This is a genomic window from Salipiger pallidus, from assembly GCF_014643635.1.
In the GTDB taxonomy this organism is placed as follows: Bacteria; Pseudomonadota; Alphaproteobacteria; order Rhodobacterales; family Rhodobacteraceae; genus Salipiger; species Salipiger pallidus.
Window position 1 is genome coordinate 68,226 of the sequence record NZ_BMJV01000001.1, and the last position, 16,687, is coordinate 84,912.

The 16,687-nt window shown below is 64.6% G+C and carries 16 protein-coding genes; 3 read left to right on the forward strand and 13 right to left on the reverse strand.

The genetic code is table 11. The features are described from left to right. Positions 1-49 precede the first annotated feature (49 nt). Positions 50-748, forward strand: a complete 699-nt coding sequence (locus tag IEX41_RS00310) for an invasion associated locus B family protein (protein WP_188787708.1) — start codon at positions 50-52, stop codon at positions 746-748. A 92-nt stretch (positions 749-840) separates the two neighbouring features. Here IEX41_RS00310 and lpxB read toward each other — a convergent pair whose 3' ends face one another. The 13 genes from lpxB to pyrH form a co-directional block, all read right to left on the reverse strand. After that, positions 841-2,010 carry a lipid-A-disaccharide synthase gene (gene lpxB, locus IEX41_RS00315; RefSeq protein WP_188787710.1) on the reverse strand — a complete coding sequence of 390 codons (1,170 nt, stop codon included), beginning with the start codon at positions 2,008-2,010 and terminating at the stop codon, positions 841-843. Beyond that, positions 2,010-2,798 carry an LpxI family protein gene (locus tag IEX41_RS00320; RefSeq protein WP_188787712.1) on the reverse strand — a complete coding sequence of 263 codons (789 nt, stop codon included), beginning with the start codon at positions 2,796-2,798 and terminating at the stop codon, positions 2,010-2,012. The genes lpxB and IEX41_RS00320 overlap by 1 nt, the downstream gene beginning before the upstream one ends. Before the next feature lie 6 nt (positions 2,799-2,804). Further along, positions 2,805-3,590 (reverse strand): acyl-ACP--UDP-N-acetylglucosamine O-acyltransferase, encoded by a 786-nt coding sequence (lpxA, locus tag IEX41_RS00325; protein ID WP_188787716.1) that lies wholly within the window; start codon positions 3,588-3,590, stop codon positions 2,805-2,807. Beyond that, positions 3,587-4,048 carry a 3-hydroxyacyl-ACP dehydratase FabZ gene (gene fabZ, locus IEX41_RS00330; RefSeq protein ID WP_188787718.1) on the reverse strand — a complete coding sequence of 154 codons (462 nt, stop codon included), beginning with the start codon at positions 4,046-4,048 and terminating at the stop codon, positions 3,587-3,589. The genes lpxA and fabZ overlap by 4 nt, the downstream gene beginning before the upstream one ends. Before the next feature lie 102 nt (positions 4,049-4,150). Beyond that, positions 4,151-4,765 carry an OmpH/Skp family outer membrane protein gene (locus tag IEX41_RS00335; protein ID WP_188787719.1) on the reverse strand — a complete coding sequence of 205 codons (615 nt, stop codon included), beginning with the start codon at positions 4,763-4,765 and terminating at the stop codon, positions 4,151-4,153. Position 4,766: 1 nt separating this feature from the next. Further along, on the reverse strand, positions 4,767-7,127 hold the full coding sequence (gene bamA / locus IEX41_RS00340) for an outer membrane protein assembly factor BamA (RefSeq protein WP_188787721.1): 2,361 nt from the start codon (positions 7,125-7,127) through the stop codon (positions 4,767-4,769). Positions 7,128-7,219: 92 nt separating this feature from the next. Continuing rightward, positions 7,220-7,345: a hypothetical protein gene (locus tag IEX41_RS21665; protein WP_277874154.1), complete on the reverse strand. Its 126-nt coding sequence runs from the start codon at positions 7,343-7,345 to the stop codon at positions 7,220-7,222. 243 nt (positions 7,346-7,588) lie between these two features. Continuing rightward, positions 7,589-8,932, reverse strand: a complete 1,344-nt coding sequence (gene rseP / locus IEX41_RS00345; protein ID WP_188787723.1) for an RIP metalloprotease RseP — start codon at positions 8,930-8,932, stop codon at positions 7,589-7,591. A gap of 76 nt (positions 8,933-9,008) precedes the next feature. Then, complete coding sequence (gene dxr, locus IEX41_RS00350) at positions 9,009-10,184, reverse strand: 1-deoxy-D-xylulose-5-phosphate reductoisomerase (protein WP_188787725.1); 1,176 nt, start codon at positions 10,182-10,184, stop codon at positions 9,009-9,011. A gap of 21 nt (positions 10,185-10,205) precedes the next feature. Then, positions 10,206-10,991: a phosphatidate cytidylyltransferase gene (locus IEX41_RS00355; protein WP_188787727.1), complete on the reverse strand. Its 786-nt coding sequence runs from the start codon at positions 10,989-10,991 to the stop codon at positions 10,206-10,208. Beyond that, positions 10,988-11,713 carry an undecaprenyl pyrophosphate synthase gene (gene uppS, locus IEX41_RS00360; protein ID WP_188787729.1) on the reverse strand — a complete coding sequence of 242 codons (726 nt, stop codon included), beginning with the start codon at positions 11,711-11,713 and terminating at the stop codon, positions 10,988-10,990. The genes IEX41_RS00355 and uppS overlap by 4 nt, the downstream gene beginning before the upstream one ends. 143 nt (positions 11,714-11,856) lie before the next feature. Continuing rightward, complete coding sequence (gene frr, locus IEX41_RS00365) at positions 11,857-12,420, reverse strand: ribosome recycling factor (RefSeq protein WP_188787731.1); 564 nt, start codon at positions 12,418-12,420, stop codon at positions 11,857-11,859. Positions 12,421-12,586: 166 nt separating this feature from the next. Beyond that, positions 12,587-13,324 carry a UMP kinase gene (gene pyrH, locus IEX41_RS00370; protein WP_188787733.1) on the reverse strand — a complete coding sequence of 246 codons (738 nt, stop codon included), beginning with the start codon at positions 13,322-13,324 and terminating at the stop codon, positions 12,587-12,589. A gap of 113 nt (positions 13,325-13,437) precedes the next feature. Here pyrH and miaA point away from each other — a divergent pair, with 113 nt between their 5' ends. Then, the gene (gene miaA, locus IEX41_RS00375) at positions 13,438-14,334 is read left to right on the forward strand and encodes a tRNA (adenosine(37)-N6)-dimethylallyltransferase MiaA (RefSeq protein WP_188787735.1); all 897 of its coding nucleotides are present in this window, start codon (positions 13,438-13,440) and stop codon (positions 14,332-14,334) included. A 665-nt stretch (positions 14,335-14,999) separates the two neighbouring features. Further along, entirely contained in the window at positions 15,000-16,682 is a 1,683-nt protein-coding gene (locus IEX41_RS00380) for an ABC transporter substrate-binding protein (protein ID WP_188787737.1), read from the forward strand. Positions 16,683-16,687 lie beyond the last annotated feature (5 nt).

Consider the following 16,687-nt stretch of genomic DNA (forward strand, 5'->3'; position numbering starts at 1 on the left):
CATGCTACTTGGGCCCTGACGTATGAACATAGTCAAAGAGGAATTTTCCATGAGCAGAAGGCTGAACATGCTCTGGGCGCTGCCGCTGATGGCAAGCCTGGGTGCCGCACCTGCGCTGGCACAGGACGCGACCGAAGGCGCAGAGGGCGCCACCACCGAAGCGCCCGCAAGCGGCGACACGGAAGCTCCCGAAAGCGGCGGCACGGAAGCGCCTGCAGGCGGCAGCAACATCGGCGGGCCGCTCTCCATGGGCGAGGCCGAGGGTAACACCGGCGCAGCCAAGGGTGGTCCCGAGAGCTACATCAAGGAAACCCACGGCGATTGGCAGCTGCAGTGCCTGCGCGTGCCCGAGGGGAGCGATGCGGAAGATCCCTGCCAGATGTACCAGCTGCTCAAGGATTCCGAAGGCAACAACGTTGCCGAAGTCAGCATGTTCCGCCTGTCGAACGGTGGCCAGGTCTCCGGTGGCGGCACTTTCGTGGTCCCGCTGGAAACCCTGCTGACTCAGAAGCTGGCGATTTCGGTCGATGGTGGTCAGGCCAAGCGCTATGATTTCTCGTTCTGCACCCGCATCGGCTGCTACGCGCGTGTCGGCTTTTCCCAAGAGGACATCGCACGGTTCAAGGGCGGCGCGGAAAGCACCATCCGGATCATTCCGGCGCTCGCACCGGACCAGACGGTCGAGCTGACCATGTCCCTGTCCGGGTTTACCGCCGCATATGACGAAACCACGGCCCTGCGCCAGTGATCGCAGACACCGGCCCTTCTTAGCCGGTGACATATACGGAAAAGGCCGCCCGGCGCATGCTGGGCGGCCTTTTTCATGCGGTGATGGCGGGATCAGGCGCCCGCTTCGGGGCGACCGAGGCCACGCAGGACAGCCCGCGCAGCGCGCAGCCCGGGATGTTCACCCCCAAACCCCAGCCGATCCATGGTCATCTGCATCGCCTCGGCCTGTTGCTGCGGATGATCCAGCACCTGAAGCAAGGCGGCGGCAATGGGGCCGGGCCGGCAGGCCTTGCCGATAAACTCGGGCACGGCGCGGGTTTCGGACACGAGGTTGACCAGTGTCACGCTGTCTACGCGAAGCATTCGCCCTATGATCTGCCGAGACAACCAGCCCATGTCATAGGCGATGACCATGGGTGTTCCCGCCGCCGCCAGTTCCAGCGATACGGTCCCAGAGGCCGCTAGCGCCACGTCTGCCGCTGCGAAAGCGGCACGCTTGCGGGCGGCGGCATCAACTCCGCTGTCGCGCGCATCGAGGATCAGCGGATCACCGGGCCATTTGCCACACAGTTCCTTGACCAGATCCGCTACGGGCGCCGCAGCAGGGATCACCAGCCGCAGGTCCGGGCGGTCCCGCGTCAGGCGCTCTGCGACCGCACCAAACACCGGGGCGAGCCGCGTCACCTCGGACCGGCGTGAGCCCGGCAGGACCAGCGCCATGGGCGCATCGCCGATGCCAGCGGACTGTCGCCAGGCAAGCGCATCGCCCGCATCGGCCTGCGGGTCAGTGACCACCGGGTGACCCACGAAATCGCATTCCATCCCCGCCGCCTGCATGTAAGGCGGCTCGAAAGGCAGCAACGCAAGCACCTGGTCCACATGCGGCGCCATCTTTGCGGCGCGACCCGGACGCCATGCCCAGACCGTGGGAGCTACGTAATGAACGACGCGTATATCACTGTTCTTCTTAACAAGTTCCGCAACGCGAAGATTGAACTCGGGCAAATCTATGGTCACCAGAACATCGGGCTTCGCCGCAACGATGGCATCGGCTGTCTCACGGATGCGCCGTTTGAGCGCGCTGTACTGGCGCAGGATCTCGGTGATCCCCATGACGCTGATCTCTTCCATCGGAAACAGGCTCTGCAGGCCCCGCGCGATCATGCGTTCCCCACCAATGCCGGTAAAGCTGACGTCGGGCACGAGGTCCGACAGACCTTCCATCAAAGCCGCGCCCAGCTTGTCGCCAGATGGCTCTCCCGCGATGACGAAAATCTCCATCAGGCCCCGTCCCTGTTCCTGATCCAGAGGAACCGCCCCGCAGCGTCGAGCTGCGCCACGACGCGGTCGAGATCAAGCACCATGACCCCTTCATGGGACAGCACGATGCCCGTAAGTCCTTTCTCCACCACCTTTTCAATGGTCTGAGGTCCGATCACCGGGAGGTCGGCACGGCGGTCCTGACCCGGTTTCTCGGCCTTGTAAAGGATCGCGCCGCCGCCTGCTTCGAGGCCGTCGAGCATGGCGTCGGTACCCGCGTCATCCTCACGAGCGCGCACGCTGGAGGCATCGACAACGCAGGATTGGCCAAGATCGCGCTTTCCCTGTTCGCGGCTGACGAGATCACCGATCTTCGCGGCCTGCTCGTCGCCGTGTCGTGGGCGCGCGTGGGTCAGTACCCCGGCGGGCGGCAAAAGACGCGGTGCAGCCTCGTGGGCGCCGATAACGGTGATCCCCGCCTCTTCGAAGATCTCGATGATGGCACGCAGGGCGCCGTCATCACCCAGCTCAAGAGCGGCGGCAATGCGGGGCACCAGCGGCGCGGTGGCCGCGTCGATGACGGCGGGGTCGATGTCCGGTCGACGGATCGTCCCGCACATGCACAATCGGTCCACGCCACGTTCCACCAAACGCGACACAAGGGTTCCCAGCGTCTCGAGCCGGAAGGTCATGTCCGCAGACAGGCTATCAGGCGGCATATGTTCCAGAGCGCAGACGATCGGTGTCTGCCGACAGCTAGAGAATACCGCGCCCGGAAGGCCGCCCTGTCCCGCGATGAGCGCCAGCATCCCCGGTCAGCCCGGCGTCAGGAAATGGCGGTCGCTGTCACCCAGGATGAAGGTAACGATTTCCTTAACATAGTCGCTTTGCGTCTCGTCCCCGAGCCGCCGGGCACGATCGGCAAAGGCGCCCTCGCCCTGGGCCAGCATCTGGAACGCGGCGCGCAGTGCGGTGATGTCTGCACGGCTGACACCGCGGCGCTTGAGACCCACGAGGTTCAGCCCATCAAGCTTGCCGCGCGGGGCCTGCACCAGGCCATAGGGGATGACATCGTTGGTCACCATGGTGACCGCTCCGATGATAGCGCCGTGGCCGATGCGCACCCACTGGTGCACACCCGAAAGGCCCCCGACGATGACGTCATCTTCGATCACGCAATGGCCCGCGATGGCGCTGTTGTTGACCAGGATCACACGGTTGCCGATCTGCACGTCATGAGCCACGTGGCAGCCTGCCATGAACAGACCGTCATCGCCCACACGGGTGACGCCGCCACCGCCCTCGGTGCCGCAGTTCATGGTGACATGTTCACGGATACGGTTGCGTTTGCCGACGATCAGCCGGCTGTCCTCGCCCTTGAACTTGAGATCCTGCGGGATCTCTCCGATCACCGCGAACGAGAACACGACGGTGTCCTCGCCGATCTCCGTGTCGCCGGTAATGACGACATGGGATTTCAGCTCGACCCGGGGGCCAAGGACGGCCTCGGGTCCGACGTGGCAGAACGGGCCAATGATGCAGCCTTCCCCGATGCTGGCCCCGTCCTCCACGACGGCGGAAGGGTGAATCTGCGTGGTCATACCGGCAGGTCCATCATCGCGGTGAAATCGGCCTCGGCAGCCATGTCGCCGTCAACGGTGGCGACCCCCCTGAACTTCCAGACCTTACCGCCCGGCTTGCCACGTACGGTGGTCAGCTCCATGCGCAGCTGGTCGCCAGGCACCACCATGCGGCGGAACTTGCAGTTGTCGATGGCCATGAAATAGACCTTGAGCTCCTTGTCCGCGAGATCAAGAGCCGTGCCCACCATCACCGCTGCGGTCTGCGCCATCGCCTCGACGATTGTGACGCCGGGCATGATCGGGTTTCCGGGAAAATGGCCCTGGAAATGCGGCTCGTTCATGGTGACGTTCTTGATCCCGACGGCGGATTTGATGCCGTCGATGTCGACCACACGATCCACCAGCAGGAACGGGTAGCGATGCGGCAGGATGCGCTGAATCAGCTGGATGTCCGCGGTAAGCAGCGTCTCTGTCATGGTGGGCCTTTTCCTGTCCGATTGTTGGGTCTGTCCCTAGCAACCCGCTGGCGGCAGGGCAAGCCGGGCGCGCGGCGCGGCGGCGGAACGCCGCGGCACGGTTCAGGGGGTGTCGTTCACCGCGTCAGCGATGCTTCCGGCGATGTCGTCAACGTCGATAGAACCATCTTCGACGGCGGCATCCACGTGGTCGATGGCGGTGTCGGTGATGTCCACCGCATCCACCGACATCAGCACCTGACGCTTGTCCAGCACCACCAAGGCACCGGATTCACGCATGATCTGTCCGATCACCGGCTCAACCGTGGCAAGGAACAGCCTCCGTCGGCTTTCCGAGGCGTTGCCAAGCGCGCGGGCCTTGGCATCCTGTTCGCGCCGCAGCTCCTGCACCTTTTCGTCGAAGGCATTGGCCAGCTCGCGAAAGTCAGCCTGCTCCATGGTCCGGCGCTTTTCGGTCAGTGCCCGTTCTTCGGCGGTCAACTCGGCTTCGATGCGGCGGTTCTCGGCGGCGATGGCCGCGCCGCGCTCTTCAAGGGCTGCGGTGACAGCCTCCCCGTAGGCGCTTTCCGAAAACATCCGGTCGAAATCCACCGTCAGGATTGGGCTGACGGTGGCCCCTTGCTGCAACAGCTCCTGCTGGGCGGTCGCCGGAACGGCAGCCGCCGCGATCCCGATGGACAGGACCGCGGCGGCACATTTGCGAAGATCGCCGACCATGTCAGAACTTGGTCGAGATCGAGAAGCTGAAGTTCTGATCCTTGTCCCGCTCTTCCTTCTGCACGGCGCGCGAGAAGTTGAGGCGAAGCGGACCAAGCGCCGAATCCCAGAACACCGAGACGCCCAGCACGTGGCGGGCCGAGAAGTCCTCGTAAAGCACTTCATTGGTGGTGTTCGAGCTGGTGTAATCGGACAGGCCCCAGACCGACCCGACGTCATAGAAGACGCCACCGGTGATGCCGTATTCCTCTGGCAGACCCAGCGGGAACTCTGCTTCGAACCGCGCCACGGCAAAGTAGTTGCCGCCAAGGCTGTCATCCACGTCCGACGCACTGTCGTATTCACGCGGGCCGAGGCCGCCGTATTCAAAGCCACGGAAGGTGGAATCGTTCAGCAGGTAACGGTCGGTGACGCGGCTTTCACCCTTGCTGTAATGCAGCGCGCCGGCATCGAAGGTGGCACGCAGCGTGACTTCCTCGTTGAGGACACGGGTCTGGGCAACCGCACGCAGGTTCGTCTTGACGAAGTTGCTGTCGCCGCCAACGCCGAACTCCTGCCCGAATTCCAGCAGGACGCCCGCGTTCGGGTTCAGCCCGGTGCGCCGGGTGTCATAGCTCAGCAGGTAGGTCAGGCTGTGGTCGATGCGCGAGCCTTCGTCCTCTTCCGCCCGGATGATCTGGCCGGCGTCGTTCTCATAGGCGTTCTGGATATCCGTGTAGCGCGCGCTGTAGCGCAGGGTCATCCGCGTGGTTTCGGACACCGGGAAAGTCAGGCTCGGGGTAAACGAGCCAGTGGTGGTGTCGTACTCGGAATACTGCTGATCGGTCTCGGTATAGTTCAGCGCAATCCCGAGCCGCAGATCCCGGCCAAGGAAGGCAGGTTCGGCAAAGTTGAAGTTGTAGGCAGACGCGCTCGACGCGGTGTTGATGCCGAAGGACAACTGCTGCCCGCGCCCGAGGAAGTTCTGTTCCGCGAAGGACAGCGCAAGGCCGAAACCACTGGAGGTCGAGTAGGACCCGCCGAAGCCGAGCGAGCCGGTAGGCGCCTCTTCCACGTTCACGTCCACGATGACCTGCTGCGGGGTCGACCCCTCGCGCGCCTCGACATCGGCATTGGCAAAGTAGCCAAGCGCACGGATGCGCTCTGCCGCCTGCCGGATGGCGCGCGGGTTGAAGGGGTCGCCCTCGGCAGTGTCGAACTGGCGCCGGACCACGCGGTCCAGCGTGGTGGTGTTGCCCTCGATGTCGATGCGCTCAACGAACACGCGGCGGCCGCGGGTCAGCTGGAATTCGACGTCAAGGGTGAGGTCGCGCTCGTTGCGGGTGACCACCGGCTCGACACGCACGAAGTTCAGCCCCTGCCGGACTGCAAGCCGCTCCAGCCGGGCGATCTGGTTCTCGACGATCGACGGCGAATAGACACCGCCAGGGCTGGCGGTCAGCGCGTTCTGGAAGGAGGCGACATTGACCTCTGGCAGGTCCGATCCGACGGTGATGTTGCCGAAGTTGAACTGCTGCCCTTCCTCAACGTTGAAGGTGATGAAGTAAGCATCCCGCTCGGCGCTCAGCTCGGAATTCACGCCCGTGATGCGGAAGTCGACATAGCCCCGCGACGCATAGAAATCCTGCAGCAGCTGCCGGTCGAAGGCGATGCGCTCCTCGATGAAGGTGTCGCTCCGGATAAGCGCCCGCAGGAAGCCGGCCTGCGTGGTCTCGAGCACGCGGCGCAGGCGACGGTCGGAATAGGCGCTGTTGCCCACGAAGCCGATGCGCTCGACCTCGGTGACGCCGCCTTCGAAGATCTCGTAGACCAGGTCGACACGGTTATCGGACCGCCGGATGAGCTTTGGCGTCACCCGTGCGGAAATGCGCCCCTGCTCGGTGTAGGCTGCGGCGATGGTCGCAGCGTCCTCTTCAGCGATGGTGGGATTGTAGACCCGGCGCGACTGCGAGCGCACAAGCGGGGCAAGATCCTCGTCGTCAATGCGGCTGTTGCCCTCGAAGGCGACCGCGTTGACGGTGGGATATTCGGTCACGCTGATCACAAGCGTGTTGCCCTGCGGCACGATCTCGACCCGCTCGAACAGCCCCGAGGCCACAAGCCTCTGGTAGGCGTCGTTCAGCTCGGCCCCACTGACCGGGGCGCCGCGTGCGATTCCCGCGTAGCTGAGGATGGTTCCCTGCTCAATCCGCTGGTTGCCCTCGATGGACACGTTGCTGAACGAGAAGGTTTGCGCCATGACCGGCTTCGGTGCCGCGGTCAAAGCGACTGAAATCGCGACTGAAAGTGCTGCGAGAGAAGCACTTGTCCTGAAGATGCGCACAAAGCGCCGGGGCTTTTGCCCCGTTAGCCCGTAGGTCATACCGCCAATCCGTTCCGCCATAATCTTTTTTTACGTGAGTACCTAGATTGGGGAACCTTGTCAAAAGCCGAAGCGGCTTTTCGGTGACCGTCTTAGAGAGATCCCAGGAATGCCCCAAGGTACAGCGCGCCAACGATGAAGCCGATACACAGTAGGCGATCCCAGTTGATCTGGAACAGAAGGCTGAGGCCGCGATAGCCGGACTGGAGGGTATGCATGGTAGATTGCCCGATAGATTGGGCGCGGCCCGGGCCGCGCCATGGGTGAATTGCCGGAAGGTCTAGTTCAATAATATGGCTGAACTTGGGCGGCCGCCCGGGCACCGATCGGATGCTGCGCCGCAGCTACAGACCGGCAGTGCCCCTCTTCACGGCCAAATCGCACGCCGTCCCTGCTCCCTTTGCCACAAGTCTTCCAAGGACAACGAGGGGCAGCGCCCGCCGTTGCCGCAGGCACCATGGTCAGGGGCAGAACAGATCGTTGGTCAGGGCAAAGGTCATCAACGCAAGGATCAGGAACAGGCCCACCGACATGAGCACGTTCAGCGCCCGGTCCGACGGCGGTTTGCCGGTGACGCCTTCCCAAGCATGGAACACAAGGTGCCCACCATCGAGCACCGGAACCGGGAACAGGTTCAGCAGACCCACGGCGGTGGAGAGCACCGCGATAAAGGTGATGAAGCTCTGCCCGCCCTGGCTTGCCATGGCCCCGGATGTCTGCGCTATGCTGATCGGCCCAGACAGGTTGCACGACGAGATCTTACCCACAGCCATGTGCCACAGGCCCGACAGCGATCCTGTGACGATGTCCCAGGTGCGCTCCACTCCGCCGGTGAAGGCCTCGACGGGCCCGACGAAACCAGTGGCCGGCTCGAAGGCAAGCCCGCCGACGATGCCGATGCGGTACACGGCCTGATAACCGCCTTCCGGCAGCGGCTCATCGGTCCGCTTGGGGGTCATGGACAGCGGGATCTCGGTCCCGTCACGCCAGACCACCAGGTCGAGCGGCGCACCTTCTGAGCCTTCGACCTTGTCCTTCAGCTGCTGGAAGGCATAGGCCGGCTCTCCGCCGATGGAGGTAATGATATCGCCGGGCTCGATCCCCGCCTCGAAGGCTGCCGAACGCGGCACCACCTGGGTGGCGATGGGCGGATAGACATAGGGCCCGTCCACGGTCATTTCGCTGCCGTCGCGTTCCACAACATAAGGCAGCACCGGCTCTTCCGGCAGCGCCTGCATGAAGGCCTCAAACCCAGCGCCATCGTCGAAGGACGGCATGGTCTGGCCGTCAATGGTCAGGATCACGTCCCCCTGGCGCAGTTCCTGAGCGGTGGGCAGTGCCCGTAGCTCTCCAACGGTGAAGGGGTCGGCCACCCTGCCCTGCACCATGAAAAGACAGGTGAAGATCACGATGGTCAGGATGAAGTTGAACACAGGCCCGGCGGCCACCGTGGCCGACCGTGCCCAGAGCGGCGCGCCGTTCATGGTGCGGCGGCGTTCCTCGGGGCTGAGCTCGGCCAGGGCGTCCTCGTCGGCCCCTCCACTGGCATTGGCATCGCCTTTGAACTTGACGTAGCCGCCAAACGGCAGCGCGGCGATCTGCCATTTCGTGCCGCGCTTGTCATAGCGCGACACCAGCACCGGTCCGAAGCCAAGGCTGAACACGTCTGCATCGATTCCCGACCAGCGGCCAACGATGTAATGTCCATATTCATGGATGGCGACGATGATCGAAAGGGCGATCACGAAGAAGGCGAGGGTGTAGAGAAGACCTCCGAATTGCGGGATCAACGTCGAAATATCCAAAACCTGTCGCCTCTTTATCGTTTCGTCATCGTCCGGTCGGACGGTCGTTCCGGTGCCGGAGGCCTCCGGCACCCTATCAGCTTGCGGCTTGCATGCCCATGATTTCGTCCGCGGTGATACGGGCGAGATGGTCGGCAGAGCGCACGTTATCAAGTGTGAACCCGGCATGAATGAGGCTGTCTTGGGCCGAAACACAGGTTAGTGTTTCCTCCACGACACGCGCCATGTCGTTGAACCCGATCCGCCGGTCGATGAACGCATCGAGCGCGCGCTCCTTGGCAGCGTTGAACACCGCGCCCGTAAGCCCGCCCGCCTGCATCACCTCGCGTGCTAGCCGCAGCGCGGGCCAGCGCGTCTCGGACGCCTCGCGGAAGGTGAACTGGCCCAGCTTCACGAGATCAAGCCGCTCGACCGGCAGCGCCTGCCGGGCCGGGTGGTGCAGCGCAAAGCCGATGGCGTGGCGCATGTCGGCTGGCCCCACATGGGCCATGAGGGCTCCGTCCCGGAACCCCACCAGAGCGTGTATCATCGATTCAGGATGAACAACGACCTCTATCATTCCCGGCTCGATCCCAAAGAATTCCTTGGTCTCAATGAGTTCCAGCGCCTTGTTGAACATGGAGGCGGAATCAATCGTGATCCGCTGCCCCATCGCCCAGTTGGGATGGGTCGCAGCCTGCTCAGGCGTGGCTTGCGCCAGCTGTTCAAGTGGCCAATCGCGGAACGCTCCGCCACTGGCGGTGATAATCACCCGCTCAACCGCGGCCAAGTCCTCGCCGATGAGGGCCTGGAAGACAGCGGAATGCTCGCTGTCCACGGGCAGGATTTTGGCACTAGTGGCGCGCGCGGTCTCCATCATCAGAGGGCCGGCGCAGACCATGCTTTCCTTGTTGGCCAGCGCAAGGCTCGCACCCTGCTCCAGCGCGTGCAGGCCTGGGGCCAAGCCCGCCGCGCCGACGATGGCCGACATCACCCAGTCTGCCGGTCGCTGCGCCGCCTCGATCAGCGCCGATTCACCCGCGGCCGCCTCGACACCGCTTCCGGCAAGCGCATCGCGCAGGTCCGCCAGACGCTCGGGGTCGGCGGTCACTGCCACTTCGGCGTCAAACTCGATGGCATCGCGGGCCAGCCGTTCGATGTTGCCAGCGCCCGTCAGAGCAACGACGCGGTATGCCTCGCGGTCACGCCTCACCAGGTCGAGCGTGTTCTGCCCGATGGAGCCGGTGGCCCCGAATACGGAAATACGTCGCATCACAGCCCCTTCAGAGCGCGGTCACAGTCCCGGGGGGAAGTCGATGATTTGCCCCGCGATGAGCAGGAACAGCGCCGCGCCCAGCATGCCGTCAAACCGGTCCAGCAGGCCGCCATGCCCCGGCAGCAGGTTCGAGCTATCCTTGACCCCTGCCCGCCGCTTGATGGTGCTTTCGGCCATGTCACCGATCTGGCTCGCCATGGAAATGGCGATGGAAATGCCCATGAGGCCGAAGCCAGCATAGGTGGTGCCAGCGAACAGCAGACCGACGATGGCCGCGCCGATCCAACCGGCGATGGCCCCGGACCATGTCTTCTTGGGCGACACACGCGGCCAGAGCTTCGGCCCGCCAAAGATGCGCCCGGCGAAATATCCGCCCACGTCGGTGATGACGACCACGCAGGTCAGCCACAGCATCCAGACGATTCCGAGCTCGGCACGCACGGACATGAAACCATAGCCCGCCAGAAGGATCATCGCGGTGAACACCGCGTAGGTCACGCCGCCCCGCTCCATCCGGCCAAAACCGGCCATTGACGGTAGCAGCAGCAGCGGCAGCGCAAAGGACGCGGGCAGGTAGATCGAGGCCAATGCGCAGCCCCCCGCCAGCCCGCCCAGCAGGTTGGCTGACTTGTCGCGGTTGGTGTCGACCATGCGCACCAGTTCCCACACCATGATGCCGCAGGCTGCCGAGATGAACAGGCGCCACGCGATACCGCCGATCCACACGGTGACCAGCGCGATGGCGATGAGGATCGCCGCAGAGATCATCCGCGGCTTCAGATCGTTCCAACGGGAAGATGTCATGCCCGGACGCCTCCATAGCGTCTGTCCCGCGTGCCATAGGCGGACACGAGACGGGAAAATTCCTCGGCCCCGAAATCGGGCCAGAGCGTGTCGACGAACTCGTATTCCGCATAGGCCGACTGCCACAGCAGAAAGTTCGAGATGCGCGCCTCGCCGGAGGTCCGGATGACAAGATCCGGGTCCGGCAGCACGCAGGTGTCGAGGTAGCGCGGCAGCGTCTCCTCGTCCACCGAGGCTGGATCGAGCTTGCCCGCCGCGACGTCCTCGGCCAGCCGGCGTGTGGCGCGGGCCACCTCATCACGGCCGCCATAATTGATGGCGATGGTCAGGTTCACCCCGGTGCAGTCCACGGTCATCTGCTCTAGCTCGTCCATGAGGCGCACCAGCTTGTGGTCGAGCCGCACCCGGTCGCCGATGAAGCGCACCTGCACGTTCTCGGCCTTGAGCGCCCTCGCCTCCTTGGTGATGTAGCGCCGGAACAGGCTCATGAGACCGGCCACCTCGGACTGGGTGCGCTTCCAGTTCTCGGTCGAAAAAGCGAAGATCGTCAGATACTTGACGCCTACATCAGGACAGGCCTGGACGATCTCGCGAACGCGCTTGGCGCCGGCGTGGTGACCAAAGAGCCTTGGCCGCCCGCGCGCCTGCGCCCAGCGGCCATTGCCATCCATGATGACGGCGACATGACGCGGCCCGGCGCCCTCGCGGATCGGTTTGCCCATGCGACTGCGTCCTCCCTGCGGCCCGGTCGTGGACCGGTTCTCCAGCCCCGGTGACCCGGCATGTTCCGTCTCGTGACCCGGCGTGTCCGATGCCCGCCCGGATGGGCCGGACATCTTTGCCGCGCGCGAAAAGATCCGCAGGCTCAAACCTGCATAATCTCTTCCTGCTTGGTCTCCAGGGCGCTGTCCACCTTCTTGATGTAGGTGTCGGTCAGGTCCTGCACCTCGGATTCCCAGAACTTCTGGTCGTCCTCGGCCATGCCGTCGCCCTTGGCCTTCTTGATCTGGTCCATGCCGTCGCGCCGCACGTTGCGGATCGAGACCCGGGCATGCTCGGCGTACTGGCCGGCCACCTTCGTCAGCTCGCGGCGGCGCTCTTCGTTCAGCTCGGGGATCGGCAGCATGATGATGGTGCCGTTCATTTGGGGGTTGATGCCCAGCCCGCTCTCGCGGATCGCCTTCTCGACCTTGTTCACCATCGACTTGTCCCAGACATTGATGGTGACCATGCGCGGCTCGGGGACGTTGACCGTGCCGACTTGGTTGATCGGGGTCATCTGCCCGTAAGCCTCGACCTGCACCGGCTCCAGCATGGAGGCCGAGGCGCGGCCCGTACGGAGCGATGCGAATTCCGTACGCAGGTTTGCCATGGCGCCGTCCATGCGGCGCTTGAGGTCGTCCGTGTCCAGTTCGAATTCTTCAGCCATGATAAATCTTGCCCGCTCAGATGGTTCTCTATTCGGGCCACGTTCTAGAGCAGCGTCGCCCGGATGTATAGCCTCGCCTCGAAAGCGTGGACCCCTGCTTCTTCTCTTGGAAAAATACGCCGGGGGGGGGCGAAGGCGGGGGCAGAGCCCCCTCGGCCATGCCCTCTCAGCCGACCTTGGTGTAGGTGCCCTGCCCTGCAAGGATGCCGCGGAAGCCGCCCGGCTCGTCCAGCGGGAAGACGATGATCGGCAGGTTGTTGTCCCGCGACAGCGCGATGGCAGATGCGTCCATGACCTTGAGGTTCTTCACCAGAACGTCGTCGTAGCTCACGCTGTCATAACGCTTGGCATTGGGGTTGGTGCGCGGGTCGCTGTCGTAGACCCCGTCGGTGCCATTCTTGCCCATGAACAGCGCCTCGCAGGCCATTTCGTTGGCCCGCAGCGCCGAGGCGGTGTCGGTGGTGAAATAGGGATTGCCGGTGCCCGCGGCAAAGATGCACACCCGCTTCTTCTCGAGATGGCGCACGGCGCGGCGGCGGATGTAGGGCTCGGCCACCTCGTCCATGCGGATCGCGCTGATGACGCGGGTGAAGACGCCCAGCTCTTCGAGCGACGACTGCATCGCCAGTGCGTTCATCACGGTGGCCAGCATCCCCATGTAATCGGCGGTGGTCCGCTCCATCCCCTGCGCCGAGCCCGCAAGCCCGCGGAAGATGTTGCCGCCACCGATGACCATGCAGATCTCGACACCCATGTCGTGCACCGACTTGATCTCACGGGCGATGCGCTCGACCGTTGGCGGATGCAACCCATAGCCTTGGTCGCCCATGAGCGCCTCTCCCGAGATTTTCAGCAGCACGCGCTTGTAGGTGGTCTGCGGGATCTCGGTCATGTTGCGCTCCATGGCTGCTGGGGTCTAGGATCGGGGCCATATGTGGCGGAAAATGCGCCCGCCCGCAATGCCGTGAATGCGCCCGATAGCAACCCGATGACGCACCGACCCCAAGGAGAGACCGCTTGGCCGACAGACTGACCAGCCTTGCGCCGGATCGCCACCGGCATGTGCTGATTGCAGGCCCCACCGCCAGCGGCAAGTCGGCGCTGGCGCTTGAGATCGCGGCGCGCGACGGCGGTATCGTGGTCAATGCCGACGCGCTGCAGGTGTTCGACGACTGGCGCGTGCTGTCGGCCCGCCCCTCGCCCGAGGAAGAGGCGCAGGCGCCCCACGCGCTGTATGGTCACGTGCCGGGCACACAGGCCTATTCCGTCGGGCAATGGCTGCGCGATCTCCAGCCGTTGGTGGCGGGCGGTGAGCGGCTTATCATCACCGGTGGCACCGGGCTGTATTTCACCGCGCTCACCGAGGGGCTGGCCGAGATCCCTGCCACGCCTGCGCCGCTGCGCGCGCGGGCAATGACGCGGATCGAGGCCGAAGGTCATGACGGCATGGCAGCTGAGCTTGACCCCGAGAGCCGCGCCCGGATCGACCTTGCCAACCCCATGCGGGTGCAGCGCGCTTGGGAGGTGCTTCAGGCCACCGGGCGCGGCATCGCAGCATGGCAGGATGACACGCCGCCGCCGCTGCTGCCGCTGACCGAAGTGCAGCCGATTCTCTTTGATGCGCCCAAGGACTGGCTCACCCCCCGCATCGAACGGCGCTTTGCGGCGATGATCGCGGGCGGCGCACTGGACGAGGCGCGGGCCAACCTGGACGGTTGGCGGCCCGATCTGCCCTCGGCCAAGGCCATCGGCGCCGCCGAGCTCATCGCGCATCTGCGTGGCGAGATGAGCCTCGAGGACGCGTCGGAGCGTGCAACCATCCTCACCCGGCAATTTGCCAAGCGGCAGCGAAGCTGGTTCCGGGCACGCATGGCCGGCTGGCCGGTGATCTCGACCGCAGAACTGCCAGCGTGAGCAGCTCCCGCGCTTCCGGCGCCGTCTCCGGCACGGACACGCGGGGCACACCGCTGGCACGGGGCGCACCGGATCGCTGGGCCAGCTGGCGAACTGACACTACCGCCTTCTGCATGACCGGCCGGACCACACGCTGGTCTGGCTGACCCGGGGACAGGGTCGCGCCATCCTAAACGGTCTGCGCATGGGGGCTGGGCGCCTGTATCGCGCTCTATCTCCCGGCAAGCGTTTTGTATTTAATTGGCTCCGGTGCGCGCAGCCTTGGCCTTGTCCTGCATTCTCCACCGGTGATGGGCGAACTCTGGCCCGACATGCCCTGCGTATTTTGGGTGCGTGACGGCAAGGCACCGGGCAAGCTGACCGGCTTGCTGGGCGCAGGCTGCACGCGGCGCAGGACCTTTTGGCGCAGCCACAGGCACCCGTGAACCGCATTGCAGAAAACCTCGGGTTTTACAGCGCGACCTTTTCGCCCGCTTTACCCGCAATAACACCGACCTCCCCGACCGAGATCCGGCATCGTGTCAAGCCCGGCCCGCGCCGAAGCGGCTTTGCACGATGATAACCGCAGTCGTGATAGACCTTGCATGGTGCGGGGCCAGGATCTGCTATAGTTTTCCTGTAAGGCGCACTCCGTCGCGTACGGAACGGCACAGCAAGGACAGGGCATGACACAGTATCGCAAGCCCGGCGAGATCCACCCGGCAGCTCTCGCCCATGCAAGGGAGCTGTCGGCGGGGCAGATCGACCGTCGCGAATTCCTCACTCGGACCACGGGCCTTGGCCTGTCGGCGGCCACGGCCTATGCGCTTGGCGGCCTTGGCAGTCCGGCCGTGGCACAGACCTCGGACGAGGCGATGGCGGACACGCGCGACACCTTGCGCATCCAGATGGAGGTTCGTCCGCTGCGTGACCCGCGCCGCGCCGACTGGTCCGAGATCGCCAACATCTACCGCGGCTGGCTTGAGTATCTCGTGGAGTACGAGCGCGACGGCACCGTGCGCGGCATGCTTCTAGAAGATTGGGAGGTCAGCGACGACGCCACCCGCTACCTGCTGCATCTGCGCCCCGAGGTGCGCTGGAACAATGGCGACGCCTTCACCGCCGCCGATGTCACCCGAATGTTCGCCTACTGGTGCGACCGCAGCGCCGAGGGCAATTCCATGGCTGGCCGCCTTGCGGTTCTCGTGGACCCCGAAACCGGCATGCTGGCCGAGGGCGCGGTGACGGCCCTCGATGACCTCACCGTGGAATTGCTGCTGCCCGCTCCGGATGTCACCCTGATGGTCGGCCTGTCCGACTATCCTGCCGCTCTGGTCCATGCCAGCCACGATCCCGAAACGATGCTGGAAAACCCCGTTGGAACAGGCCCTTATCTTCCACAGCTTCTAGATCCCGCAAACCGCGCGGTGCTGCAGCGCAACCACGATCATGACTGGTGGGGCGACACCGCCGAAGGCTGGGGCGGCGCCACTATCGAACGGATCGAGTTCATTGATTATGGCACCGATCCGGCAAGCTGGCTTGCCGCCGCCAAGGCTGGCGACATCGACATGCTATACGAGAACATCGGCGATTTCATCGCGCTGGCTGATGACATCGGCTGGCAGCGTTCCGAGGTGGTCACCGGCTCGACGGTGGTGCTGCGCGGCAACCAGCAGGCCCGGGTCGGCGCCACGATGCCATACGCCGACCTGCGCGTGCGACGAGCCTTGCAGCTGGCCATCGACAACGAGATCATGCTCGAGCTCGGTCATGCCGGCCTTGGGCTCGTGGCGCAGAACCACCACGTCGCGCCGGTGCACCCAGATTACGCAGATATCGGCCCCACGCCTTTCGACCCCGCGCAGGCACGGGTGATGATGGAAGAGGCCGGAATGACGGAGTTCGAGCACGACCTCGTCACCCTTGATGACGGGCTGGCCATGCGCGCCGGCGATGCGGCTGCGGCGATGCTGCGCGATGCGGGCTTCACAGTGACCCGCACGGTCCTGCCCGGGTCACGCTTCTGGTCGGAGTGGCAAAGCTACCCGCTGTCGATCACCGAATGGAACCACCGCCCCCTCGGGATACAGGTGCTGGCGCTGGCCTACCGGTCTGGTGAGCCATGGAATGAAAGCGCCTACGCCAACCCCGACTTCGACGCGCTTGTGGCCGAGGCGTTGACCATCGCCGACGCAGAGGCGCGCAAGGACACCATGGCAAAGCTAGAACGCATGTTGCAGGAGGACGGCGTCATCGTACAGCCCTTCTGGCGCTCGCTTTACCGTCACGCACGCCGCGGCGTCACCGGAGCCGAGATCCACCCGTCTTTCGAGATCCACCTTTATAAGCTGGGCCTCGACGGCTAGGCGCC

What these genes read in the sequence shown, in the direction of transcription:
- IEX41_RS00310 (WP_188787708.1), top strand. Translation starts at nt 50, where the DNA reads ATGAGCAGAAGGCTGAACATGCTCTGGGCGCTGCCGCTGATGGCAAGC.
- lpxB (WP_188787710.1), bottom strand. Translation starts at nt 2,010, where the DNA reads ATGGAGATTTTCGTCATCGCGGGAGAGCCATCTGGCGACAAGCTGGGC.
- IEX41_RS00320 (WP_188787712.1), bottom strand. Translation starts at nt 2,798, where the DNA reads ATGCTGGCGCTCATCGCGGGACAGGGCGGCCTTCCGGGCGCGGTATTC.
- lpxA (WP_188787716.1), bottom strand. Translation starts at nt 3,590, where the DNA reads ATGACCACGCAGATTCACCCTTCCGCCGTCGTGGAGGACGGGGCCAGC.
- fabZ (WP_188787718.1), bottom strand. Translation starts at nt 4,048, where the DNA reads ATGACAGAGACGCTGCTTACCGCGGACATCCAGCTGATTCAGCGCATC.
- IEX41_RS00335 (WP_188787719.1), bottom strand. Translation starts at nt 4,765, where the DNA reads ATGGTCGGCGATCTTCGCAAATGTGCCGCCGCGGTCCTGTCCATCGGG.
- bamA (WP_188787721.1), bottom strand. Translation starts at nt 7,127, where the DNA reads ATGACCTACGGGCTAACGGGGCAAAAGCCCCGGCGCTTTGTGCGCATC.
- IEX41_RS21665 (WP_277874154.1), bottom strand. Translation starts at nt 7,345, where the DNA reads ATGCATACCCTCCAGTCCGGCTATCGCGGCCTCAGCCTTCTGTTCCAG.
- dxr (WP_188787725.1), bottom strand. Translation starts at nt 10,184, where the DNA reads ATGCGACGTATTTCCGTATTCGGGGCCACCGGCTCCATCGGGCAGAAC.
- IEX41_RS00355 (WP_188787727.1), bottom strand. Translation starts at nt 10,991, where the DNA reads ATGACATCTTCCCGTTGGAACGATCTGAAGCCGCGGATGATCTCTGCG.
- uppS (WP_188787729.1), bottom strand. Translation starts at nt 11,713, where the DNA reads ATGGGCAAACCGATCCGCGAGGGCGCCGGGCCGCGTCATGTCGCCGTC.
- frr (WP_188787731.1), bottom strand. Translation starts at nt 12,420, where the DNA reads ATGGCTGAAGAATTCGAACTGGACACGGACGACCTCAAGCGCCGCATG.
- pyrH (WP_188787733.1), bottom strand. Translation starts at nt 13,324, where the DNA reads ATGGAGCGCAACATGACCGAGATCCCGCAGACCACCTACAAGCGCGTG.
- IEX41_RS00380 (WP_188787737.1), top strand. Translation starts at nt 15,000, where the DNA reads ATGACACAGTATCGCAAGCCCGGCGAGATCCACCCGGCAGCTCTCGCC.